This is a genomic window from Winogradskyella sp., assembly GCF_003712105.1.
Classification (GTDB): domain Bacteria; phylum Bacteroidota; class Bacteroidia; order Flavobacteriales; family Flavobacteriaceae; genus Winogradskyella.
Genome location: NZ_RHLG01000005.1, coordinates 26,676 through 52,131 on the forward strand (window position 1 = coordinate 26,676; position 25,456 = coordinate 52,131).

The 25,456-nt window shown below is 33.0% G+C and carries 25 protein-coding genes; 15 read left to right on the forward strand and 10 right to left on the reverse strand.

Annotated features, from left to right (window positions below; genetic code table 11):
• Positions 1-8: 8 nt before the first annotated feature.
• Entirely contained in the window at positions 9-635 is a 627-nt protein-coding gene (gene rsmG / locus ED556_RS11495; RefSeq protein WP_296323825.1) for a 16S rRNA (guanine(527)-N(7))-methyltransferase RsmG, read from the reverse strand.
• Positions 636-776: 141 nt separating this feature from the next.
• Between rsmG and ED556_RS11500 the strand changes: the two genes are divergently transcribed.
• Both ED556_RS11500 and ED556_RS11505 read left to right on the forward strand, forming a co-directional pair.
• Complete coding sequence (locus tag ED556_RS11500) at positions 777-1,880, forward strand: acyl-CoA desaturase (RefSeq protein ID WP_296323828.1); 1,104 nt, start codon at positions 777-779, stop codon at positions 1,878-1,880.
• Between the two features lie 21 nt (positions 1,881-1,901).
• The gene (locus ED556_RS11505; protein ID WP_296323830.1) at positions 1,902-3,086 is read left to right on the forward strand and encodes a pyridoxal phosphate-dependent aminotransferase; all 1,185 of its coding nucleotides are present in this window, start codon (positions 1,902-1,904) and stop codon (positions 3,084-3,086) included.
• On the opposite strand, the gene ED556_RS11510 is transcribed toward ED556_RS11505, so the two are convergent.
• The 5 genes from ED556_RS11510 to trkA all read right to left on the reverse strand — a co-directional run bounded on the left by ED556_RS11510 (position 3,067) and on the right by trkA (position 6,965).
• Entirely contained in the window at positions 3,067-3,330 is a 264-nt protein-coding gene (locus ED556_RS11510) for a hypothetical protein (RefSeq protein ID WP_296323833.1), read from the reverse strand. The two genes, ED556_RS11505 and ED556_RS11510, sit on opposite strands and share 20 nt — an antisense overlap.
• Before the next feature lie 2 nt (positions 3,331-3,332).
• Positions 3,333-3,599, reverse strand: coding sequence for a hypothetical protein (locus ED556_RS11515; RefSeq protein WP_296323836.1), 267 nt, complete (start codon positions 3,597-3,599; stop codon positions 3,333-3,335).
• Positions 3,600-3,691: 92 nt separating this feature from the next.
• Positions 3,692-3,943: a hypothetical protein gene (locus tag ED556_RS11520; RefSeq protein ID WP_296323839.1), complete on the reverse strand. Its 252-nt coding sequence runs from the start codon at positions 3,941-3,943 to the stop codon at positions 3,692-3,694.
• 166 nt (positions 3,944-4,109) lie between these two features.
• On the reverse strand, positions 4,110-5,603 hold the full coding sequence (locus ED556_RS11525; protein WP_296323844.1) for a potassium transporter TrkG: 1,494 nt from the start codon (positions 5,601-5,603) through the stop codon (positions 4,110-4,112).
• 12 nt (positions 5,604-5,615) lie between these two features.
• Positions 5,616-6,965 (reverse strand): Trk system potassium transporter TrkA, encoded by a 1,350-nt coding sequence (gene trkA, locus ED556_RS11530; protein ID WP_296323847.1) that lies wholly within the window; start codon positions 6,963-6,965, stop codon positions 5,616-5,618.
• Between the two features lie 133 nt (positions 6,966-7,098).
• Here trkA and ubiE point away from each other — a divergent pair, with 133 nt between their 5' ends.
• Positions 7,099-7,830, forward strand: coding sequence for a bifunctional demethylmenaquinone methyltransferase/2-methoxy-6-polyprenyl-1,4-benzoquinol methylase UbiE (gene ubiE, locus ED556_RS11535; RefSeq protein WP_296323852.1), 732 nt, complete (start codon positions 7,099-7,101; stop codon positions 7,828-7,830).
• 4 nt (positions 7,831-7,834) lie between these two features.
• Positions 7,835-8,548 carry a porin family protein gene (locus ED556_RS11540; RefSeq protein WP_296323855.1) on the forward strand — a complete coding sequence of 238 codons (714 nt, stop codon included), beginning with the start codon at positions 7,835-7,837 and terminating at the stop codon, positions 8,546-8,548.
• Here the strand turns inward: ED556_RS11540 and ED556_RS11545 are convergent.
• Entirely contained in the window at positions 8,541-9,269 is a 729-nt protein-coding gene (locus tag ED556_RS11545; protein ID WP_296323859.1) for an RNA methyltransferase, read from the reverse strand. The genes ED556_RS11540 and ED556_RS11545 overlap by 8 nt on opposite strands.
• Before the next feature lie 181 nt (positions 9,270-9,450).
• On the opposite strand from ED556_RS11545, the gene ED556_RS11550 reads away from it, so the two are divergent.
• The 3 genes from ED556_RS11550 to accD all read left to right on the forward strand — a co-directional run bounded on the left by ED556_RS11550 (position 9,451) and on the right by accD (position 14,194).
• Complete coding sequence (locus ED556_RS11550; RefSeq protein WP_296324545.1) at positions 9,451-11,961, forward strand: BamA/TamA family outer membrane protein; 2,511 nt, start codon at positions 9,451-9,453, stop codon at positions 11,959-11,961.
• Positions 11,962-12,068: 107 nt separating this feature from the next.
• Entirely contained in the window at positions 12,069-13,136 is a 1,068-nt protein-coding gene (gene fbaA / locus ED556_RS11555; protein ID WP_296323863.1) for a class II fructose-bisphosphate aldolase, read from the forward strand.
• Between the two features lie 200 nt (positions 13,137-13,336).
• The gene (gene accD, locus ED556_RS11560; RefSeq protein WP_296323866.1) at positions 13,337-14,194 is read left to right on the forward strand and encodes an acetyl-CoA carboxylase, carboxyltransferase subunit beta; all 858 of its coding nucleotides are present in this window, start codon (positions 13,337-13,339) and stop codon (positions 14,192-14,194) included.
• Between the two features lie 59 nt (positions 14,195-14,253).
• Here the strand turns inward: accD and ED556_RS11565 are convergent, their stop codons facing one another.
• Positions 14,254-15,099, reverse strand: a complete 846-nt coding sequence (locus tag ED556_RS11565; RefSeq protein WP_296323869.1) for a hypothetical protein — start codon at positions 15,097-15,099, stop codon at positions 14,254-14,256.
• 262 nt (positions 15,100-15,361) lie between these two features.
• Between ED556_RS11565 and rpsO the strand changes: the two genes are divergently transcribed.
• From rpsO to ED556_RS11580, 3 genes are all read left to right on the forward strand, one after another.
• A complete protein-coding gene (gene rpsO / locus ED556_RS11570) occupies positions 15,362-15,631 on the forward strand; it encodes a 30S ribosomal protein S15 (RefSeq protein WP_296323872.1) in 270 nt (89 codons plus the stop codon).
• A 179-nt stretch (positions 15,632-15,810) separates the two neighbouring features.
• Positions 15,811-18,054: a polyribonucleotide nucleotidyltransferase gene (locus tag ED556_RS11575; protein ID WP_296323877.1), complete on the forward strand. Its 2,244-nt coding sequence runs from the start codon at positions 15,811-15,813 to the stop codon at positions 18,052-18,054.
• A gap of 74 nt (positions 18,055-18,128) precedes the next feature.
• A complete protein-coding gene (locus ED556_RS11580; RefSeq protein WP_296323879.1) occupies positions 18,129-19,088 on the forward strand; it encodes a hypothetical protein in 960 nt (319 codons plus the stop codon).
• Between the two features lie 89 nt (positions 19,089-19,177).
• On the opposite strand, the gene ED556_RS11585 is transcribed toward ED556_RS11580, so the two are convergent.
• On the reverse strand, positions 19,178-19,714 hold the full coding sequence (locus ED556_RS11585; protein ID WP_296323881.1) for a hypothetical protein: 537 nt from the start codon (positions 19,712-19,714) through the stop codon (positions 19,178-19,180).
• Positions 19,715-19,850: 136 nt separating this feature from the next.
• Here ED556_RS11585 and ED556_RS11590 point away from each other — a divergent pair, with 136 nt between their 5' ends.
• From ED556_RS11590 to rpe, 5 genes are all read left to right on the forward strand, one after another.
• On the forward strand, positions 19,851-20,846 hold the full coding sequence (locus ED556_RS11590) for a hypothetical protein (RefSeq protein WP_296323883.1): 996 nt from the start codon (positions 19,851-19,853) through the stop codon (positions 20,844-20,846).
• Between the two features lie 59 nt (positions 20,847-20,905).
• Positions 20,906-21,862 carry a hypothetical protein gene (locus ED556_RS11595; protein ID WP_296323884.1) on the forward strand — a complete coding sequence of 319 codons (957 nt, stop codon included), beginning with the start codon at positions 20,906-20,908 and terminating at the stop codon, positions 21,860-21,862.
• Between the two features lie 306 nt (positions 21,863-22,168).
• Entirely contained in the window at positions 22,169-23,032 is an 864-nt protein-coding gene (locus tag ED556_RS11600; RefSeq protein ID WP_008270568.1) for a sigma-70 family RNA polymerase sigma factor, read from the forward strand.
• 181 nt (positions 23,033-23,213) lie between these two features.
• Complete coding sequence (locus tag ED556_RS11605; RefSeq protein WP_296323886.1) at positions 23,214-23,624, forward strand: BLUF domain-containing protein; 411 nt, start codon at positions 23,214-23,216, stop codon at positions 23,622-23,624.
• A complete protein-coding gene (gene rpe, locus ED556_RS11610; RefSeq protein WP_296323889.1) occupies positions 23,621-24,283 on the forward strand; it encodes a ribulose-phosphate 3-epimerase in 663 nt (220 codons plus the stop codon). Before ED556_RS11605 ends, rpe begins: the two co-directional genes overlap by 4 nt.
• Here the strand turns inward: rpe and wecB are convergent.
• The gene (gene wecB / locus ED556_RS11615) at positions 24,273-25,373 is read right to left on the reverse strand and encodes a UDP-N-acetylglucosamine 2-epimerase (non-hydrolyzing) (RefSeq protein ID WP_296323892.1); all 1,101 of its coding nucleotides are present in this window, start codon (positions 25,371-25,373) and stop codon (positions 24,273-24,275) included. The two genes, rpe and wecB, sit on opposite strands and share 11 nt — an antisense overlap.
• Positions 25,374-25,456 lie beyond the last annotated feature (83 nt).

Genomic DNA, 25,456 nt, shown 5'->3' on the forward strand with positions numbered 1-25,456 from the left:
GCGCTTTTTTAACTGTATTTCATTGGTAGGTATACCACTTTTTTTGTTTCGAAAAACTCTTCTTCAAAATAATCACTAATAGGGAAAAGCTTAACTTTACTATACTGTACTAATTCTTGAGACAAGTCTCCACCTTTTAAGTACAATATGCCATTTTTAAGCGTATTATTTTGTTGTCTTAAAATTTTACCTTTCACCCATTTAGTAAACTCAGGCATTCTAGTAACAGCTCTACTTACTATAAAATCAAACTTTTCGTCAATAGCTTCAACACGACTATGGGTTGTTTTTATATTTTTAAGCTCTAATGCCTCTGCAACTCCATTAATGACCTTTAGTTTTTTATTGATACTATCTACTAAATGAAATTTACACTCTGGAAAAAGGATAGCTAATGGTACGCCTGGAAATCCTCCACCTGTTCCAACATCTAATATGGATGAGCCTTTAGCAAATGGCATTACCTTAGCAATAGCCAGAGAATGTAATACATGTCGTAAGTATAGCTCGTCAATATCTTTGCGAGATACAACATTAATCTTTGCATTCCACGCTTTGTAAAGTGGTAAAAGCGCCTCAAATCGTTGAATTTGAGTTGATGTTAATTCAGGAAAATATTTTAGAATTAGCTCCATAAAAGTATTTTGGCAAAAATAGTTATTTTAATATTCAATTATTTTTGAATACAATATCAACGCTTAGATTAAATGGTTATCTTTGGGCTTTCAATATAATTAATGAAATTTGGCTTCGTTAGGTATTAAATCATAACGCTTATGAACACCCAAAAGACGCTTACATTTTCTAGAAGAGATTCTGCAAAATTCTTCAGAACTCTAAACAAACGTGTTAATAATTATTTTAAAGAGAATAATATTAAACGCACAGGAAACTACAAACTATGGATTAAAACTATAGTTATGTTTGCCATGTTCTTAACTCCTTATTTTTTATTGTTAACGTTAGACATGCCTACTTGGATGCAAATTTTACTTACTGTTGTTATGGGAGTTGGAATGGCTGGAGTTGGTATGAATGTCATGCACGATGGTAACCATGGTTCATTTTCTAATAAAGAATGGATTAACCGTTTAATGGGAAGTAGCATATATATACTTGCTGGAAACGTATACAATTGGAAAGTGCAGCACAATGTACTGCATCATACCTATACTAATATTCATGGCCACGATGAAGATTTAGAAGCCGGACGCATCTTACGCTTTACTAAGCACTCTAAATGGCGTAAACACCATAGATTTCAGCATTACTATTCTATATTGCTTTACGGTTTACTAACCATTAATTGGGCAATTACTACAGATTTTATGCAAATGTATCGCTACATGAAACGTAAACTGTCTTATGGAAAACTCCCAAACCCAGTTATGAACTGGAGTAAGCTTGTGATTACCAAACTTATTTATGTAAGTATGTGGATTATTATTCCTATTGCACTGACAGATTTGGCTTGGTACGAAGTCTTAATTGGGTTTTTAATTATGCATTATATTGCCGGATTAATTTTGAGTATCGTATTTCAGTTAGCACATATTATGGATGAAGCTGAAATGCCAATACCTGAAAAAGATGGCACCATGAAAAACACCTGGGCTATACATCAGTTAAAGACTACAGTGAATTTTGGTGCTAAAAATTGGTTGGTAAATTGGTACACTGGTGGATTAAATCATCAGGTTGAACATCATATTTTTCCAAATATTAGTCATATCCATTATGGTAAGATTGCTAAAATTGTAAAAGAAACAGCAAAAGAATTCAATTTACCGTATAAAGAATATAAAACTACTAGAAAAGCAATTATAGCACATTTCCGTTTTTTAAGGGAAATGGGAATGAAGCCGGCGTTGCAATCTTAAAATTTTTCAATTACCAATTCAATGAACCAACTTTCTGATAGAATTAATAGTCTATCTACTTCTGCAACATTAGCAATGGCTGCTAAAGCCAGAGAATTAAGAGAACAAGGAAAAAATATAATAGGTCTAAGCTTAGGAGAACCAGATTTTAATACACCAGATTTTGTAAAAGCTGCTGCGAAAGATGCAATAGATCAAAACTATAATAGCTATACGCCAGTTGATGGTTATGGAGAATTGAAAGATGCAATTATCACAAAATTTAAACGTGATAATGCTTTAGAGTTTGAAAAATCTCAAATTGTAGTTTCCACTGGCGCTAAGCAATCACTATACAACATTGCTTCTGTAATGTTGAATGAAGGTGATGAGGTTATTTTACCGTGCCCATATTGGGTGAGTTATAGTGATATCGTAAAGTTAAATGGTGGCGTACCTGTTGAAGTAAAAACATCAATTGACAATGACTTTAAGATGACTGCTGAACAATTAGAAGCAGCCATAACACCAAAGACCAAAATGATTTGGTACAGTTCACCTTGTAATCCTAGTGGTTCAGTATATAGTAAAGCTGAGTTAAGAGCTATTGCAGATGTGCTTCAAAAGTACCCAAATATATTTGTGGTGTCAGATGAAATCTATGAGCATATTAATTTTGTTGGCGGTCATTGTAGTATGGCTCAATTTGATGACATGTACAACAGAACCATTACTGTAAATGGTGTGTCTAAAGCTTTTGCTATGACTGGCTGGCGTATTGGATATATTGGCGCCCCAGATTGGATTGCTAGAGCTTGTAATAAAATACAAGGGCAAATTACTAGTGGCGCTAACTGTATTGCTCAGCGTGCTGTTATTGCAGCATTAGAAGCCTCACCTGATAAGGTTAAATATATGATTGATGAGTTTAAAGAAAGACGTCAACTTATCTTAGGTTTACTATCAAAAATCGATGGTATATCTTGTAATGAACCTGAAGGTGCTTTTTATGTATTCCCAGATATTTCGTCTTACTTCGGAAAAACATTAAATGGACAAACCATCAACAATGCTTCAGAATTTGCAATGTATTTACTAGAACACGCAAATGTTGCTACAGTTACTGGAGATGCATTTGGTAATCCCAACTGCATTCGTATTTCATATGCAGCATCTCAAGAACAGATTATTGAAGCAGTTGATAGAATTAAAACAGCTTTAGCATAATATAGAGCATACCTAAACTCAACACAACCAGAATACAAATCATTGTTATTCTGGTTTTTTTGTGCTGTCTTTTAAGTTGTGTTCTAATAGCTTCCAGTTGTTCTGGTGAAGCAGTAGGCAGTTCTAATTTCGTCTTAGGTTTTTTCACATATCCACCTAACGATTTTCTAAAGTGCTTTTTTTTGTCGAGCATTATTCGCTTATTACTTTTAAGCGTGCTCTGCATTGATTCTCCTAGTGGCATGATTAGAATGTTATATTAATTACACTAAAGACTAAAAATCCTATAAAAGTGATTGAAAATAGTGTTAGCAAAATTGCATTAAACCACCACAACGATCTTTCCTTTTTTAAGCGCTTTCTTATATCACGCAATTGCTTTTCAGAAGCTTTTGGTAAGTTATACTCGGTTTTTTGATTACTATTACTAATTAAGCTAAACTTAAATTTATCGCGTTTTTTAAGTTGTTTAAGATTATTCTTAATACTTGTATTCATTGAGTTTCCGTGCATGGTAAATCGTTTTAAATAGTTAAATTAAATTCACAAAAAATGCCTCTCATTAAAAATGAGAAGCATTTAGAATACATTTAGAGTATGCTAACTTAAAACATCATTGTTAATGCAATTACAAATACTGATAATTTTAGTAAAACTCCGATAGCGTTTACGCTGTTATATCGTTTGAATTTAATTCGTTGTCTCATTCCAAAAACAGATGGCTTTGAAGAATTGATGAAGTTCTCTTGAGCAGCTGCCTTATAATTAGAGTTTAACATTGGTTCGTTTGAATACACAAACCTCGTTCTGGGTTCGGGTAATGGTTCAGTTTCAAATGTGTTTACTACAAGTTCCATGATTGATGAATTTTTAATTGGTTACGCTAATATGACGACACTATTTTAAAAATGTTACACGATATCTCTCACATAAGTGCTTAAAAACCAACCATAAAACTCTGGAAATATCAGTATTTATAGAGGCTAGATTATTTTGAGGAAATTTTTCAAAAAGATGAAAAAATTATCTATTTCTCCAGAAAAAAGGTGTCAATAATATAAGGACAGTAAATAATTCTAAACGTCCTAAAAGCATTAAAAAAGAAGCCCACCATTTTCCTAAAGGTGGCAATGCAGCATAATTATTTACTGGACCAAAATCGCCTAAAGCGGGTCCAACATTACCTAGACTTGAGGCCGATAAACCAATAGCGGATTCAAAATCTATTTGAAACATTGAAAATACTAAGGCGCCTATTATAAAGAAAATCATATAAGTGATGAAAAACCCTAGTATGTTAAATACAATATTTCCAGAAACTGATTTTTGGTTATATCGTACAGGTAAAATTGCATTTGGATGTAGCGCTCGCTTAAACTCTAAGAACCCATTTTTTATTAATACTAGATGTCTTACGACCTTAATACCACCAGCAGTACTTCCTGCGGAACCTCCTAAAAACATTAACCCAAAAAAGAAAACTGTTAAAAATGGGGTCCACATGGTATAATCGGCAGTAACAAAGCCTGTCGTAGTGACAATAGCTAAAACCTGAAAAAGCCCATGCCTAATAGCGCTCTCTAACTCTCCAAATACCATTGGATGATTCACTGAGGATTCCGACACATCAGCTCTAAAATAAATGAGTAAAGCAGCAATGATGGTAAATACTATTATGAATTTGAAATAAAGTTTAAACTCTTCATCTTTGATAATTTTTTGCACCTTTCCTTTGAATGCGAAATAGCTTAAGACAAAATTTGTTCCTGCCAAAAACATAAAAATCATAATAATATATTGAATAGCTGGAGTGTCATTCCAATGTGCAATACTTGCATTTTTTGTTGAAAAACCACCTGTAGATAGAGTACTTAAAGCATGATTAATGGCATCGAAAAACGACATTCCTGCAACTTGCAATAAAATAGTTTCAGCGGCTGTATACCCAAAGTAAATAAGCCATAAGCGCTTTGCTGTATCTGTAATTCTTGGGTGCAGTTTATCACCACCAGGACCTGGCGCTTCAGCAGCAAATAACTGCATGCCACCTATACCTAGTAAAGGCAGAATAGCTATAGCCAAAACTATAATTCCCATACCACCAATCCAATGGGTCATGCTGCGCCAAAATAATACACCTTTTGGAACACTTTCAATATCATTAAGTATACTTGCTCCAGTTGTTGTATAGCCAGACATGGTCTCGAAAAACGCATCGCAGAATGTTGGAATGGCATTGGTAATTAAGTAAGGTAAGGTTCCTGATAAAGACATCACAATCCATCCCAAGGCAACCACAATATAACCTTCTCGTTTGTTCATCTCCTTACGGTGATTCCTCGTATGAAACATTACAAAACCACCTATGAGAAGCGTCGTTATGCCTGATAGCAATAATTCTTTAGTAACACCATCTTGATAAATAACACTAATTAATGTGGCTATCAAAATAAAACCACCATTAAATAAGAGTAGTAATCCTAAAAAATGGAAAATGATTTTATAATTAAGTTTCATTTTAGCCATAGACTATGCAAAAAACTTTTCAACCTCAGCAATAGAACGCGGTAAACAGCAGACTACTACTCTATCACCAGCTTCAATTTTAAAATCTCCAAGTGGAATAAGGCCTTCTCCATTACGGATAACACCACCAAAAATTGCAGACCTTGGAAAATCGGCATCCTTTATTTGTTTGTTGGTAATCTTAGAGTTTGGCTTTACAACAAACTCTAATAATTCAGCATTCATATTGGTTAATTTGGTCATTGCAACTACTTCACCTTTTCTGATATATCTAAATATATTATTTGCCGCTAAGAGCTTTTTATTGATTAGTGTATCAATACCAATAGACTGAGATAATTGGTAATAATCCATATTTTCAACCAAAGCGATGGTCTTTTTTACCCCTTTAGATTTTGCCAATAAGCAAGACATAATATTGGTTTCAGAATTTCCAGTAACTGAAATAAAGGCATCCATATCCGATATATTTTCTTCTTCAAGAATATCTACATTTCTACCATCACCACAAATCACCAACGCATTAGGTAATTCATCGGCTAGTTCTTCTGCTCTTTGCTTATGGTTCTCTATAAGTTTTACATTAAACTTGCTTTTACAAAGGTCTTTTGCAGTTTTAGAACCAATAGAACTACCGCCGAGAATCATGACATCCTTAATACCCATTTTTACTTTACCCGAAAGCTCAAAAAGTTCTTCATCACCACCTTTTGATGTAACAAACACTACTTTATCACCTTCCTTAAAGGTTGTATCACCTCTAGGAATTATGGTGTATTGTGTACCGTAACGCTGAATCGCAATAGGAATAAAATGTAATTCTGAATACAGCTCGGCCGCTTCTTTAACTGTTTTACCTACAAAAGTTGCCGTACGCGATAAACGTAGACCTAGCATGGTTAATTTACCATCTTCGAACTCATAAGTATCATTAAACCCATATTGGTTAAGTAAGAGTTCAATCTCACCAGCAGCTAAAGATTCTGGTGAAATAAGTTCGTCAATTCCAAATTTTGAAAACCCAAGGTCTTCCTTATTATCTATAAACTCTGTATTAGATATCCTAGCTATAGTACGTTTTGCACCTAATTGCTTAGCCAAAACGCAAGCCGTTATATTCGTTGTTTCTGAGGACGTAACGGCAATAAAAAGCTCAGCGTTTTCAATACGCCCATCTTTTAATGTAGCAATTGATGTAGCATCACCCTTAATAGTTCTTATATCTAAGTTTTCACCTGCGTAACTTAAACTATCTTTTTGGTTATCTATTAAGGTGATTTCTTGAGACTCGTAGGACAGTAATTTTGCCAAATGAAATCCGACTTCTCCAGCTCCGGCAATAATAATCTTCATTTACATGTATTTGTAAAAAGTATACAAATATACATTTATTTTAAGCTCTACACGTGTTTTAAAATCAATATAATTAAAGAGTTATTAAACATTCAACTTTGAAGAATACATTATATTTGCAAAAATTTTTTTAATGCCAAAGACCGTAAAACCATACAAAGACAGTGACTTGAATAAGAAAGAACAGGTTACCAAAATGTTTGATACCATTTCTAAAGAGTATGATGACCTCAACAGGGTAATCTCGTTTGGAATTGATGTAAAATGGCGAAAAAAAGTTGTGAAAATTGTGGCCGATAGCACTCCGGAAACTATTTTAGATATCGCCACCGGAACCGGTGACTTGGCTATACACTTATCTAAAACTTCGGCTAAGGAAATCGTAGGCTTAGATATAAGTGATGGTATGCTTGAGGTTGGGCGACAAAAAATAAAAGAAAAACAACTAGATGGTATTATTAAAATGGTAATCGGCGACTCTGAAGATTTACCTTTTAAAGACAATACTTTTGATGCCATCACTGTTGCCTTTGGTGTTAGAAATTTTATGAATCTAAAAAAAGGCCTTGCCGAAATATTACGCGTGTTAAAACCTAATGGAGTATTTGTTATTTTAGAAACATCTGTTCCTACAAAGACACCATATAAACAGGGATATAAATTGTATTCTAAATATATTTTACCTACTATTGGCAAGATGTTTTCAAAAGACCGAAGTGCTTATAAATATTTGAGCGAATCTGCTTCAGTTTTTCCTTTTGGAGAAGAGCTAAACAATATTTTAAGGCAAATTGGGTTTATTAATGTCAAAGACCAACCACAAACGTTTGGTGTTGCAACAATCTATACCGCATCGAAGGGTTAAGTATATGAAGAAATTAATTATAGCTTTTACTATTATAATGAGCTTTAATTGTAGTTATGCACAATTATTTTCGAGAGAAAAAGTAGCTAACTTACAGACAATGGATAAAAAAGTATTGTCTTGGGGTTACTTCTTAGGTTTTAATAGTTATGATTTTAAATTTGAATATGAAGAAGACCGTGCTGATATCCTTGTGGATGCAACTACTGGTTTTCAGGTTGGTTTAACTGGCGATTTAAGACTTAACGATTACTTTAACTTAAGGTTTGAACCAGGTGTATACTTTACAACCAGAACACTACTATATGATCAAAGTTATTTTGCTGGGCAAACTTTTAATCCATCAGATTTATTAAGAGAAGTAAAATCGACGTACATACATCTACCTTTATTAGTAAAATTCTCAACAAAACGAATTAATAATTTTAGACCATTTATTGTTGGCGGTGTGTCTACAGCCATAAATTTGGCGAGTAATGAAAATAATCCAAGTGATAATAGCGGTGGCGAGTTTAGGATGACTTCCAATAATTACTTCTACGAAATAGGCTTTGGGATAGACTTGTATCTCCTATACTTTAAATTTACACCTTCAATCAGAGGTGTTTTTGCTATTAATGATGAAATTGTTAGAGATATTGACCCAAATAGTCCCTGGACTGGTAACGTAACCTCTATGAAAACAAGGGGTATTTTTATAAACTTTACGTTTAGATAAGCTCTCGTTTAAATTCACTTAGACAAATTGCAGTTGCTGTTGCAACATTTAAACTTTCGGTAGCTTTAATAGTCCCAAATCTTGGTATTGCTATCCGTTTTGTTACTAAACGTTCAATAGACTCAGATATACCGTTGGCTTCATTGCCCATAATTATAATACCTTCTTGAGGTAATGGACTTCCGTAAATAGTATCCCCATCCATAAAGGTTCCAAAAATAGTAGTATCCAATTCTGAAATGAAATCTTCTAAATCTACATAACTTACATTAACACGAGTTAAAGACCCCATGGTTGCCTGAACAACTTTTGAGTTATAGCAATCTACTGTACTTAAACTGCATACTAAATCTTTTATTCCAAACCAATCACAAAGCCTAATAATAGTACCTAAATTCCCAGGATCGCGTACATCATCTAAAGCTAAAATCAACTGATTTGATGTCACATCTTTTGATTTAGGAATCTCGAAAATTGCCAAAGCGGTATTCGGGTTTTTCAGTTGACTGATACGCTTTAATTCGGTATCAGATATCAAGTTTACTTTATCATCAGACACCTCAAAAATTGATTGGACGGTGTACAATTCTTTTAATTGAAATGAAGAATTTAGAAACTCTGTAATCCCTTTAATACCTTCGACCGTAAATAAACCATGTTGAGCTCTGAATTTTTTTTGAGCTAAACTTTTAATTAATTTTATCTGACTCTTTGATAACATTAAAATGTACTTACTTTTGTTTTTAATATATCATTAGGCAAATTAATACATTTTGGACTAATTATTGCGTCGTTTTTGATATCAAAAAAATACTTTCAATTTGAACCCTAAATACCAAAAACTGGTTTTTAAAAACAAAAATCTTTGTATTACTAAAATAATACTAACTTTTAGTCTTTTGGTGTTTTTATATTCTTGCAATACAGTTAAACGTATCGCTGATAATGAGTATTTGCTTGTTGAAAATAAAATTAAAGTTGACGGAAGTGTTACCAAGAAAGAGCGTGTAACAAATATTCCTATACAAAAACCAAACTCTGGAATTGGTCTTTTTCCTTTAAGGCTTCATATTTATAATCTTGCCAGGCCTAATATCGATTCTATCTTACAAGAAAAAATACTGAACGATTCGTCTAAAGTTAAACGGAAGACCAATGTGCTTTCAAAAAAACAGTTTGATCGAGAATTACAAGCTCGTAAAAACTTCAATAGTTGGCTAAAACGCACTGGTGAAGCACCAACTATTTTAGATGAAGATAAAGTTAAAAAGACAAAAAATAGATTAAGAGCCTATTACTATAAGCGCGGATGGCTGTATAATGAAGTTGATTATACAATAGAAAAAGACTCTAATAAACGTGCTAAAGTGACATATTCAGTAACTAAAAATAATCCAAGCACCTTAGACTCACTTACGACCACTATACAAACACCAGTAGTTGATTCGATATATCAAGCCACAAAAAATGAATCTTTATTAAAATTTGGTGAACAATACGATGCGGATAATTTTACAAATGAACGGTCAAGAATAAACACCGTAATGCGTAATTCTGGACTTTACTTTTTTGGTCAAGATTATGTACGATTTGAGGTGGACACCTTTAAATCTAGAAGCAAGTTTAATGCTGAATTATTTATAGATAATCGCGTAATACGTGCTGAAGATTCTACCAGAATTGAACCCTTTAAAGTCTATAAAATAAAAGAAGTAAACATTTTTACCGATGCTTCAAATGCGAATATGATTCAAGGTAAAACTATTACTGATAGCACAAACTATAACGGATATAATTTATACAGTTTCGATAAGCTTAAATTTAAGCCTAAAGCCTTGACCGATGCTGTTTTTATTAAAAAAGGTGATATCTATAGAGATATTGATAGAACTAGAACATCTCGATACTTAAACCAACTTCAAATGTTTCTATATCCAGGTGTTAATTATGTCGCTAATGAAGCAGATTCTACCCTAACGGCTAACATCTTTCTTTCACCAAGAAAAAAATACGAATTAGGCATTTCATTTGACGTCTCTCAAAGTAATATTCAAAAAGTTGGGTTTTCATTTAGTACTGGACTCAAAATAAGAAACATTTTTAGAGGTGCTGAAACACTAGATATATCAGCTATTGGATCTATTGGTGCCTCAGAAGATATTAGTGATACTGATAATACATTTTTTAATATCAATGAGTTTGGTGGATCTGTAAGCTTAACGATTCCTAGGTTATTCTTTCCAATAAATACAGAAAAGATCATACCAAAAACCATGTCACCAAACACCATAATAAATCTTACTGCTACTAGTCAACAAAACATAGGTCTTGACCGCCAAACGCTGTCTAGTATCTTTGAATATAATTGGTTTCCATCACAAAAAGTAACCAATAGCTTAGAACTTTTTAATGTGCAATATGTAAGAAACCTTAACCCTGAAAATTACTTTGGTGTATATACCAATTCTTTTAACAGGTTAAATGAAATTGCAACAACTATTGGTTATATAAATGCTGGGGAAACTCTTCAGGTACCTAATACTAATGACTTCTCGCCTGCCGATATGTTCATAGACGATGTTCTTAATGGTAATACCTCTTTGACTCAAGTTGATGATGCATTTATTGATGTCAATAACATTAACCAAAGACAAGATAGATTAACTGAAAATAACTTAATAATCTCATCTAGTTTTGATTATACCAGAGATACTCGATCTGATTTAACAGACAATGATTTTTCTAGATTTAAATATCATGTGGAACTTGCTGGTAACTTAGCTTCAGGTATTGCTAGCCTTGCCGGTCTTGATAAAAATACCGATGGACGATATGAGCTTTTCAATGTTCCGTTTTCTCAATATTTTAAAACTGAAATCGACTATGTAAAATATTTTGGCTTTAGAGGAAAGAAAAACATTCTTGCGTTTAGAAGTTATTTTGGAGTTGCAATCCCCTTTGGAAACTCAAATAATATTCCGTTTGTAGAAAGTTTCTTCGCTGGTGGACCAAATGATAATAGAGCTTGGACAGCATATGATTTGGGGCCAGGAAGATCTCAAAACACTAATGAGTTTAATGAAGCTAACTTAAAATTACATTTTAGTTTAGAACAACGTTTTAACCTTTTTGGAAGTTTTGATGGTGCTTTATTTATCGATGCCGGAAACATTTGGAATGCATTTGATAATGTTGTTGATGACCCAGAATCTACGTTTACAAATTTAAAATCTCTAAGAGATATAGCTGTTGGTAGTGGATTTGGATTACGCTATGATTTTAGATTTTTTGTGCTTCGCGGTGATGTAGGTTTTAAAACTTACGACCCATCATTACCTATGGGCGACCGTTGGTTTACCAATTACAATTTTAGTAATGCCACTTACAACATAGGTATTAACTATCCTTTTTAAATAGAACTAGATTTACGCTATCGTTTTCGTGAATAATGCTTAATATATGGGCAACAATTAAGTAATTTATGTATTTTTGAATCCTATAATTTTTCAACCAAAAAAAGATGAGTCATAACATTAAACCTGGTGTTGCTACAGGATATGAAGTACAAGAAATTTTTAAACTAGCAAAAGAAAAAGGATTCGCATTACCAGCAGTAAACGTCATTGGTTCTAATACTATAAATGGGGTATTAGAAACAGCGAAGGCTTTAAACTCACCTGTAATTATTCAATTTTCTAATGGTGGTGCTCAGTTTAATGCCGGAAAAGGATTAAGTAATGAAAATCAAGCCGCAGCTATTGCAGGTAGTGTGGCTGGTGCAAAACATGTTCATCTAATGGCCGAAGCTTATGGTGTTCCTGTTATTTTGCATACAGATCATTGTGCTAAAAAATTATTACCATGGATTGATGGATTATTAGATGCTAGTGAGCAACATTTTAAAGAGACAGGAAAATCTTTATTTAGTTCACACATGATTGATCTTTCTGAAGAACCTCTAGAAGAAAATATTGAAATCTGTAAAGCATATCTCGCTCGTATGAGCAAAATGAATATGACTCTCGAAATAGAGTTAGGAATTACAGGCGGAGAAGAAGATGGTGTAGATAATAGTGATGTAGATGAGTCAAAACTATATACGCAACCAGAAGAAGTGGCTTACGCATATGAAGAATTGAGTAAAGTTAGTGACCAATTTACAGTTGCAGCTGCATTTGGAAATGTACATGGTGTTTATAAACCAGGTAATGTTAAATTAACTCCAAAAATTCTTAAAAATTCTCAAGAATATATCTCTGAAAAATACAATTTACCTCACAACCATATCGATTTTGTTTTCCATGGTGGATCTGGTTCAACACTTGAAGAAATAAGAGAATCTATAGGATACGGTGTTATCAAGATGAATATTGACACCGATATGCAATGGGCATTTTTAAGTGGTGTAAGAGATTACGTAGATGATAAAAAAGACTACTTACAAACTCAAATTGGAAATCCTGAAGGTCCTGATTCGCCAAACAAAAAGTACTACGACCCAAGAGTTTGGCTAAGAAAAGGTGAACAAGCTTTTGTTGAAAGACTTAAAAAAGCATTCGAAGATTTGAACAATGTAAATACATTATAAAAACCAAATCCATTAAGGTCAAAAACCCATCATTTATGTGCTAGCATTTTTGATGGGTTTAATATTTATAATAATACTTAAGTCGTCTATTTTAGTGTTTGATTAATTAGTATTAATTTTGCCTTTAACTAACTAATTAAAACTTTCGATTTCAAGATGCATTAGCATCTTAAATTGCAAATCTAAAATCTAAGATCAACATGGCTTGGTTCAAAAGAAAAGATAAAGGTATACAAACCTCGACCGAAGAAAAAAAGGACACACCCAAAGGACTTTGGTATAAGTCACCAACTGGGAAAATAATTGACACCAAAGAACTTGAAAAAAATTATTATGTAAGTCCAGAAGATGGCTATCATGTTAGAATTGGTAGTAGAGAATACTTCGACATACTATTTGATGATAATACATTCACAGAGCTTGATGAAAATTTAACTTCAAAAGATCCTTTAAAGTTTGAAGATTCTAAAAAATATACTGAACGTCTTAAAGCTGCTCAGGCCAAAACAAACTTAAAAGATGCTGTGCGCACAGCTGTGGGCAAATCTAAGGGTAATGAGTTGGTAGTCGCCTGTATGGATTTTTCATTTATTGGTGGCTCAATGGGAAGTGTTGTTGGTGAAAAAATTGCCCGTGCCGCTGATCATGCACTTAAAAATGAAATTCCATTTTTAATGATTAGTAAATCTGGAGGTGCACGTATGATGGAAGCTGCATTATCATTAATGCAGTTAGCAAAAACTTCTGCGAAGCTAGCACAATTGGCGGAAGCAAAAATACCATACATATCATTATGTACTGACCCAACTACAGGTGGAACAACAGCGTCATTTGCAATGCTGGGTGATATCAATATAGCTGAGCCTGGAGCATTAATTGGATTTGCTGGACCAAGAGTTGTAAGAGATACAACTGGTAAAGAATTACCTGAAGGATTTCAAACTTCAGAATTTTTATTAGAGCACGGTTTTTTAGATTTTATATCGCATCGAAAAGATTTGAAAAACAAAATTAATCTCTACATAGATTTAATAAAAAATCAACCGTTAAGAGCATAAAAAAAGCGAGCTATTAAGCTCGCTTTTTTAATTAAACTCAAACCAAACAAACCACTTACTTAATTAAGTGTAATTGTTATTTCTGTTCCATTATTAAAGGTAAATAAGGCTTGATTATCACAATCACCTTCACCATAGTCAAAGATACCTCCAAAGTTTGTGCGTTGAATATCTACAGTACCACTAACGAAGTAAGTGCAAATCACTTCTCTTCTTAATGGTGTTAGAACCTCGTATGTATGTGTATTACCATTTACAAATGTTGTCGTCCAGTTGCCAGTAACTTCAAATACATTGTCACTAAAAATGCCACTACCAAATCCTTCAACCCATTCTCTAATCTTTGTACCAGATCTGGAAGCTTGCACTCCATTTGGCCAAATTACAGTTAAATCTAAGGTATGGGTAAATTGAGGATTACCATTCTCATTTTCTTTTTCTTTCAAAATTGTTCTACTGCCTATAATATTTTTATTATCGAAAAAGAAATCAATTAAGTCATAGGTAATCAATATCTCTTGCGCTTCAATATCTCTTGTATAAGAGAATACTATTTGTCCTTGAAGTATATGTCCTCTTACCAAACAGCCTTCGCTACCAAAATCTATGGTAACTTCTCTAAAGCCTTGTTGTGCAACTACAGTTATGGTAACACAATCTGGTAATCCAGGAGGTTGTACTCGACCATTAGGATTTGCTTCATCAAATTCAAATACTTCTATAACCACGTCTTCTAAAGAGGCGCTAGCAGCATCTACTTCTGCAGCTCGAGCAAATTCTAAAGTATCTTGTGATGTGTCGTCTACAATTTGTATCTCTTCGTTGCTGTCCGAACAAGAGTTAAAGATCAATCCCACTAAAAATAGGGCAATAAAGGGTTTTAAAATGTTACTAAAATGTCTCATTGTCTAATAATTTAAGTTGTTAATGAGGGAGATTTTTTGCAACTAATCTTTGTGCGCACAAAGATTGATGGATGCAATTTTTATTTCAATTTTTCTGTTAACATATCTTTAAGACCAAGCCAATTGAAAAAGGTTTAAAATTAAGTCCAAAAAAAATCTAAATATTTATACTTTAGAGTTGTAGATACTTTATTTTTCCTATATTTGCCGCCTGAAAGAAAGACTTTCAAAATACATAACAATCATTTACAATAATATTAGCATGTATATTACAAAAGAGAAAAAAGAAGAGATCTTCGCAAAATACGGTAAAGGAAAAACCGATACTGGTTCTGCAGAAGGACAAATTGCATTGTTTACTGAACGTATTAACCACTTAACAGAGCACTTAAAAAACAATCGTAAAGATTATAACACAGAGCGTTCGTTAGTAAAATTAGTAGGTAAGCGTCGTGCATTACTTGATTATTTAACTAAGAAAGATATCTTAAGATATCGTGCTATAGTTAAAGAACTAGGTTTAAGAAAATAAAAAAAGGAGGCTTTTTAGCCTCTTTTTTATTTAATACATACGCATTCGAAAGCGTCAAAAAATCGAATTGAAGAAGCTACTTATAGTTTTTCATTGGTCAATACACAACTACACAACAACACAACGACCATTGTTTAACAAGGCTAGGCATTTTACGCCTTAGCAAGAATAAAAAATTTATGATTCCAAAGACATTTAAAGAGGTCATAGACCTTGGTGATGGTAGAGAAATATCTATCGAAACCGGAAAATTAGCCAAACAAGCTCATGGAAGCGTTGTGGTGCAGTCAGGAAAGTGCATGCTCTTATGTACAGTTGTTTCCAACTACCATCAAGCAGACGTAGACTTTTTACCTTTAACAGTAGACTACAGAGAAAAATTTGCTGCAGCTGGTCGCTATCCAGGTGGTTTTTTCAAACGTGAAGCGAGACCAAGTGATGGAGAAGTATTAACAATGCGTTTAGTAGATCGTTGTTTAAGACCATTATTCCCAAAAGATTATCATGCTGAAACACAAGTTATGATTCAGTTAATGTCTCATGACCCAGAGGTAATGCCAGATGCTATGGCAGGTTTAGCTGCCTCAGCTGCGATTCAATTATCAGATATTCCTTTTGAAACTGCTATCTCAGAAGTTAGAGTAGCACGAGTAAACGGTGAGTTTGTTATTAACCCATCTTTTGCTCAACTTGAAGAATCTGATCTTGATATGATGATTGGTGCTTCTGCAGATTCTGTAATGATGGTCGAAGGTGAAATGGATGAAATTTCTGAAGAAGAAATGGTTGAAGCTATTAAAGCCGCGCATGAAGCCATTAAGGTTCAGTGTGCTGCACAATTACGATTAGCTGAAGCATTTGGTAAAAAAGAAACGCGTGAGTATGAGCCTGAAGTCGAAGATGAAGCCTTATCTGAGAAAGTTCACGATATGGTATATGATAAAGTATACGAAGTTGCTAAAACAGGGTCTTCTAAACATGAGCGTGGACAAGCATTTAGTGATATTAAAGAAGCCGTATTCGCTTCTTTTTCCGAAGATGAACAAGACGAGCTTGGTAAATTAATTCACAAATATTTTTCTAAAGCGCATAAAAAAGCAGTTAGAGATTTAACACTTAATGAAGGTTTACGTTTAGATGGTCGTAAGACTACAGACATTAGGCCTATTTGGTGTGAGGTAGATTATTTACCATCTACTCACGGCTCAGCTATATTTACTCGTGGAGAAACTCAAGCTTTAGCTACAGTAACTTTAGGAACAAGTAGAGAAGCTAATGTGATTGATATGCCATCTTACGAAGGTGAAGAGCGTTTCTATTTACATTACAATTTTCCACCGTTTTCAACTGGTGAAGCTAGACCAATTCGTGGTACATCTCGTAGAGAAGTTGGTCATGGTAACTTAGCACAACGTGCATTAAAAGGTATGGTACCAGAAGATTGTCCTTATACTGTAAGAGTAGTATCTGAGGTATTAGAATCTAACGGTTCGTCTTCTATGGCAACGGTTTGTTCTGGTACAATGGCGTTAATGGATGCAGGTGTGCAATTAAAGAAACCTGTTTCTGGTATTGCGATGGGATTAATTTCTGATGGAGACAAATATGCAGTACTTTCTGATATACTAGGTGATGAAGACCATTTAGGTGATATGGACTTTAAAGTAACAGGTACTGCCGATGGTATCACAGCTACCCAAATGGACATTAAAATAAAAGGATTGTCGTATGAGATTTTAGTAAAAGCGCTTATGCAAGCTCGTGATGGTCGTTTACACATTTTAAGTAAGCTTACCGATACAATTGCTGAGCCAAATGCAGAAGTTAAAGAGCACGCTCCTACTATGGTGACTACACGTATTCCTAATGAATTTATTGGTGCATTAATTGGACCAGGTGGAAAAGTAATCCAAGAGTTACAAAAAGAAACTGAGACTACTATAGTTATTAATGAGGACCCAGTTACTGAAGAAGGAATTGTAGAAATTCTTGGTGTAGGTTCTAAAGGTATTGATGCTGTAATGGCAAAAATTGATGCCTTATTATTTAAGCCAGAAGTTGGTAGCGTATACGAAGTAAAAGTAATTAAGATGCTAGACTTTGGTGCTGTAGTAGAATATACAGATGCTCCAGGTAATGAGGTTTTACTTCATGTTAGTGAATTGGCTTGGGAACGTACAGAAAATGTTTCCGATGTGGTTAAAATGGGAGATATTCTCGATGTGAAGTATTTTGGTATAGATCCAAAAACACGTAAAGAAAAAGTTTCTCGTAAGGCTATTTTACCAAAACCTGAAGGTTGGCAACCACGTCCAAAACGTGACAACAACAATCGTGGTGGTAATAATCGTGGTCGCGATAATCGTAATAGAGACAATCGCAGAGACGATAGAAAACCTCGAGAAGATAAAAAAGAAGATTAATAAAAACTTCTTTTTAAATATTATTTGTAAGGTCTTTCTTATTTTTACAGAAAGACCTTTTTAATTTAATCTCAATGAAAAAAAATCACCTAATAAGCTTACTTTCACTCATCATAATATCTTGCAGCACTAGTAATGATATAGTTGAAGCACCTAGATTAACAAGTTATATATCTCAATTTCATTTTGAACAACTTGACCCAATTTTGGGCTTGAGATCAAATTTAGATTCAATAAATTATCTAATAGAAGATAATAAATTTAGATCTGGAAGTGGAAAAAATATTAATCTTCTTACAGGTGAGGAAATTGAATTAGGTTTTGACTATTTATATGACAACAATAGATTATCAAAAGTAGAACAGACACGAAATGGGGTCTTGCACAGGTCATATTTTTACAATTATAATTCTAATGGTGATTTGTCCGAATATATAAGATTTACGCCTTCATCGTCAAACTACAGAAGAATTGCCTTTAATTATACTAACGATACAATTTATGCAACAAGAGATTATAGTACTGACGGTATAACATACAATAATATAGATAGAGAAATAAAATATGTTATTGATAATAATGATAATTGTGTTTTCTATGAGTACAAGCTAGTCAACTTTAATTTTACTTCTACTGATTTTTATGAATATGAAAATGATAATTTGACTGTCGAAGCATTTTTCAACTCTAACCCTAATAATTCTGGCATTATCAACCAATTTAATTATAACTTAAATACAGTCACTAATACTTTAAACGTAATCAGTGAAGCAAGCTTCTCAAAAAAGACATTGATGCTACTTCACCCTTTAGATAATAAATCTGTAAATCAAATTCAAGCAAGAAAAATAGCAAAAAATCCTATTACAAATTTCACAACAACATTTGTTAATAGTAACTTCAGCGTAGATCACACAACAAATGAAGAAAATTTTGCTACTTTGAGTGAATACGTATTTGGTCAATTTGGTGCTACTGGATCCCTCGTAACTAGAACAACTATAACTGACGAATTCATTTTTTCACAAGATTAGATAAACAAAATTGTATTTTAATCCTTATTAATTAATAAGCATAAAGCCCATCACAATTGTGATGGGCTTTGTTTTTATTATTAAAATATCTAAAATCGCACTCCTAAACTTGCACCAAACCATTGATTTGTATCAAAACCGTCAAATTCAGTAACCGACATAATAACCCCATCTTCAGACGATATGGTAAAATAATCTTCTGTAACATTAGTAACATAAGGTGTAACGTGTACCCTACAAAAAAAGTTGTTCCAAAAATTTCTCCTGTACCCTATACTTGTAAATATGTAAACAATATTGCTATTGGCAAGATTACTAGGAAATTTAGATTCTACTATTGTAGCTCCAATTCCAAAATCTAAACCATCATCCTTTTTTAAGTTCAATAAATAATGAAATGAAATTGGGACAGTATATCCAGTATCACTTGAGCCTAAAATCCCTAAATCAGTCCAAAACCCTATTCCAAGTCGCGCATAAAGCTTTGGTGTTTTTGTTAGTTGCCTTTCGTAATTTATTGACCCAAAGAGTCCATTTCCGCCTAATTCCATAAACACAGCATTTCGCTGTGCGTATAAACCAAGTGTTAAAAAAGCTAGAGTACTTATAAAAAACAGGTTTTTCATTTTTAACTATTTTAAATATTACAACAAACATAATTTGCAATAATTGATATTTTAGATTAAGTTCTACAGATTAAATCTTTAAATTTTTGTGTTTTTTACAATTAATTATATAATTTAATAATCTTAAACTGAAAATATGCAAGAAGAATTCATTAAACAGCTTAGGGCTAAAATCTCAGATAATATGTCTCTAACCGAGATCGTTAGAGATATTTTAGATATTAATTATGATGCTGCTTATAGGCGAGTAACCGGAAAAACAAGTATAAGTCTTGAAGAAGCAGTAAAGCTTTCCAAACATTTTAAACTGTCTTTAAATAGTTTGTTCGAGGTTGGCTCCCAAAGCACAATAGTTACTGATTTATCGCCAAGACCAATAAATGAAAAAGGATTAGAACTTTGGTTTATACAATCGCTACAAAATGTTAAGCCATTAGTCAAGGTGAAAAAAGCAGAAATCATTTGGTCAGGCAAGGATATTTCATTGTTCAGAACACTTACAGACTCTTTCCTCACGCGCTACAAAATGTATGTTTGGCTCAAAGATTTAGATGTAGACATGGCTAAAAGCAAAATAACTTTTGATGAATGGGTAACAAAAATTCCTAAATCACTTCTTGAAAGTGCCTTTGAACTAAGCGAAGTCTACAACCATATTAATATTACTGAATTATGGAGCGACACCACCATTAATGGTACATTACAACAAGTACTGTATTACTTCGAAGCTGGTATGGTTTCTAGAGATATGGCACTAAAGATATGTAAAGATATACATCAAGTAATAAACCAAATAGAGGAACATACTATTAATCAAAGTATGAATAACAACACCGAAAAACATTTTAAGCTTTATAAATGCGACTTGCACACACTTACGAATACAGTTATGGTGGTAACACCATCACAAAAAGCGTTCTTTACGCCGTTTACGGTGTTAAGTTATTTTAAAATAGAAAATGAAGCAACTTGCAATATGATGTATGAGTTTTTAAATAAGCAAATGTCAAACTCTAAGCTTTTGGCTACTGCTGGTGAAAAAGATAGAGCCTTATTTTTTAAAACAATTCATAATAAAATTACACTTGCTACAGAGCGAATAAATCTTGATTACAAAATGAACTTTTTATAATTAATTAAAAAAAGTACGCAACCTTTTTAAGTTTTTCAGTCTATAAGGTAAACAGCCTTATGAAAAACATTTTCACAAAATACTTAATGTTACCAATTTTAATATTTTCATGTTCAAACGAAAGCATTGATATTGAAATAGAACCTAACAACCCTCAGTTAAAGAACTACATTTTTAGAACTTATAATGTTACAACAAGTCCCAATACAATAATCTTGGAACGAAGCTTTAACCTTGATGACGATAGAATCATAAATTCAACCAATACAAGTAGTCTTACTACCGATGAAACAACGGCAGAATATGAGTATTCTAATAATCGTATTTCTAGAATTTCTCAATATATTAATGGAACTATTGTATCAATTAAAAACTTCAGCTACAATGTCAATGGTAACCTCATTGAATACCAAAAAGAAAATATAGACAATAGCCAAAGCAGTTTTTACACTAAAATTGTTTTTACACATACTGCAGATACCATATTTGGTGTATCTAAAGGAAGCCAGGATGGTATTAATTTTGATACTGATTTAGCGACAACCAAAATTGTTTTAGATGCAAATAAAAATAAAACCTATCAAGAGATTTACACGTTTAATAACAATCAGACATCGTATACCAATTACACTTACGACAGCAATAATAACATGATTATTTCGAATGAATTTAAAGATTTAAACGGCACTTTTTTTCCTACACTTTCATTTACCTATGCATATGAAAGTACCATAAACACTCTCGGAAAAATATATGAAGAAACTTTTGGTAGAGCAACCTTAATGTTATTAAATCAGCATAGAGAGTTAAATACTTCTGCTATTAATTATTATAACGCAAAATATATTGCAACGAATTGTTTTGAATCCGTTACTACTAATTTCTTCGGAAATAGTCTTTCTGCTGAATTTGAGAGTGATTCAAACTCAGAAAATTACAGTACCTACAGCAATTATAGCACACTTGATAGCGGATCTTTAATTGCTAGATTTAGTTATGACTATATATTTGAATAATTAAAACTATCTGAAATAGATTGAATTTAGATAAACTGATAAAAGATTGCAAAAGGCAAAAATTAAGTGCCCAAAATCAGTTATACCATTTATTCTGTGAAACCATATTTACACTATGCTTAAAGTATTGTAAGAATAAGGACGAAGCCCAGGACAATCTGCATGATACTTTTATTGTAGCGTATAATTTATGATCGAAACGAATTATAAAAAATATTTTAATCTTTTTGTAACATTTTTGTAATCTCTCGCGTATAATAATAGTAACCTATTGTTACGTTTAATTGTACAAATCGTAAAAATTACATGAGACAACTTAAAATTACAAAGCAGGTAACTAACCGTGAAACCGCGTCATTAGATAAATATTTACAAGAAATTGGTAAAGTAGATTTAATTACTGCGGATGAAGAGGTAGAGTTAGCACAGCGTATTAAGGCTGGAGACCAAATCGCTTTAGAAAAATTAACTAAAGCTAATTTACGTTTCGTAGTCTCTGTTGCTAAGCAATACCAAAACCAAGGGTTAACTTTACCAGATTTGATTAACGAAGGTAATTTAGGGTTGATTAAAGCTGCGCAACGTTTTGATGAAACACGCGGTTTTAAATTTATCTCTTATGCTGTTTGGTGGATTCGTCAATCTATCTTACAAGCGTTAGCTGAGCAATCTCGTATTGTGCGTCTACCTTTGAATAAGATTGGATCAATCAATAAAATTAATAAAACCTTTGCCTTTTTAGAGCAAAGTCATGAGCGCCCACCTTCTGCTGAAGAAATTGCAAAAGAACTGGACATGACCATTAATGATGTAAAAGAATCTATGAAAAATTCTGGTCGTCATGTATCAATGGATGCACCATTAGTTGAAGGTGAAGATTCTAACCTTTACGATGTATTACGTAGTGGCGAGTCTCCAAACCCCGATAGAGACTTATTACACGAATCTTTAAGAACAGAAATTGAGCGTGCATTAGAAACACTTACACCTCGTGAAGCAGATGTAATTCGTTTGTATTTTGGTTTAGGAAACCAACACCCAATGACACTTGAAGAAATTGGTGAAACATTCGACCTTACGCGTGAACGTGTAAGACAAATTAAAGAGAAAGCAATCCGTAGGTTAAAACACACCTCACGAAGCAAAATATTAAAGACTTATTTAGGATAGTAAGACTTGTGTTTTAATATTCAATTAATTTTTGTTAGATTAGAACACGATTTACGACTAAATTACAGTAACAACAGTTACAAAACATAACTGTTCGTTTTTTGATTGATGAAAGAACCCACGGCTGATTACCGTGGGTTCACTTTTTTTTGTAACTTTAGTTATAATCCTCCAACAATCAATGAAAACAATCTGTTACGTAAGTAATTTTTCAAAAAACTTAACCAAAGAAAGTATCGATAACCTCATAAATCTCGTTGATACTAGAAACAATGTGAATGATATTACTGGTCTATTAATTGTACGTAATAAGCAATTTTTTCAAATACTTGAAGGCCGAAAAGCAAAAGTAGACACCCTTTTTAATAAGATAGAAAAAGACTCAAGACATAAAGGTGTAATAAAGCTCTTAGATGTAGAAATAGATGGTCAAATTTTTAAAGACTATAATAGTGGGAAATTTGAAACTTTTCAGAAATATGCCAACATGAAAAAGTTATATTTGTACTTCAATTGGATTAAGAATGCAGAATATTTACCTGCAAATGAAATAATTCAGTTAACGACTAACTTTCTAAAACAAAACCCATGAGCAAATGCTTAATTGCACCATCAATGCTAGCCTCAGATTTTGGCAACTTACAACGTGATACAGAAATGGTAAATAACAGTGATGCCGATTGGTTTCATATTGATGTTATGGATGGCCATTTTGTTCCAAATATTTCTTACGGAATGCCTGTGATTAAAGCCATAAAAAAGCATGCAACTAAGCCCTTAGATGTGCATTTAATGATTGAAAAGCCTGAACGATATATTGAAGCGTTTGCAGATGTTGGCGCGGACATTATTACAGTGCACTACGAAAGTACCGTGCATCTTCATCGTACATTGAGACAAATAAAAGCTGCAGGATGTAAGGCGGGAATTGTATTAAACCTCACTACTCCAGTCTCTGTTTTGGAGGATATTTTGCCCGAGTGTTATATGATTTTGCTAATGTCGATTAATCCAGGATTTGGAGGTCAAAAATTTGAAGATATCACATACAATAGAGTGAAAAAGCTTCGTAAAATGATTGATGAAAGGAATTTAGACACCCTTATTGAAATTGATGGTGGTGTTACAGACAAAAATATTAAAGCATTAGTGGATGCTGGAGCAAATGTGTTTGTTGCAGGTAGTCATGTTTTTAGAAGTGAAGATCAACCAAAAACTATTGCAAATCTAAAAGCTCTAGCTAATTCTTAATTAGCTTATTTGTAATAACATCTACAATACGTTTTGCAGCTTTACCATCCCAAAACGGAATATCATTTCCTGATTTCCATTGATTATTAAAAAGTAAATCCATATACTTTTTTAAATCCTTTGGACTTGTACCAACAAGCTCATTAGTACCATGAGTTATGGTCTCCGGACGTTCAGTATTATCCCTTAATGTAAGGCAAGGCACATTCATTATCGAAGCTTCTTCAGTTATACCGCCAGAATCCGTAATAACCGCTTTCGCATTTTTCACCAAATAATTAAATTCTAAATAACTCAATGGTTCAACAATATGTAATCTATTGTTTTTAATATTAAGGCTAGACAATATTTTTTGAGTTCTAGGATGTGCCGGAAAAACAATCGGTAATTCTCTACTTTGAACTAGAATCTCATTAAGCATAGCTTCTAATTTTTGCTCTTGATCAACATTAGCTGGTCTATGCATAGTTAAAACTAAAAAAGAGTTATTTTCTAATTTTAACTTATCCCAAACTATGGGTTTAAAAAAATGAGATTGATTAGCTATCAGGGTATCTATCATTGTATTACCTACTAAAAAAAGCTGGTCTTTAGACTTACCTTCTTCACGTAAATTTCTATTTGCTAATTCTGACGTAGTAAAGAAATAATCGGCTATACTATCGGTTACGATCCTGTTTATCTCTTCTGGCATAGTCAAGTCTCTAGACCTTATACCACCTTCGACATGGGCAACAACGATATCATACTTTTTAGCAACTAATGTACAAGCCATTGTTGAAGTTACATCACCAACTACAATTACCAAATCTGTCCGATGTTTTTGCAATTCATTTTCAAAAGCAAGCATAATACTAGCTGTCTGCTCAGCCTGTGTACCACCTGCACAACCAAGATTAGTATTGGGCTCAGGAATTGACAACTGCTCAAAGAAGCTTTGAGACATATTTTTATCATAATGCTGACCAGTGTGAACAAGTCTATAACTTAGAGCCGCACCGTTATCGCGTGCAATTTTAAGCTCTTTTAGTATTGGAGCAATTTTCATAAAATTTGGGCGAGCCCCAGCAACTAATGTAATAGTATACATATATACTTAAATAATTACGATAGGTATAATACCAAAATTAAACTTTTAGAATCATTTATAGATAAAAAATAAAAAAACCAGAA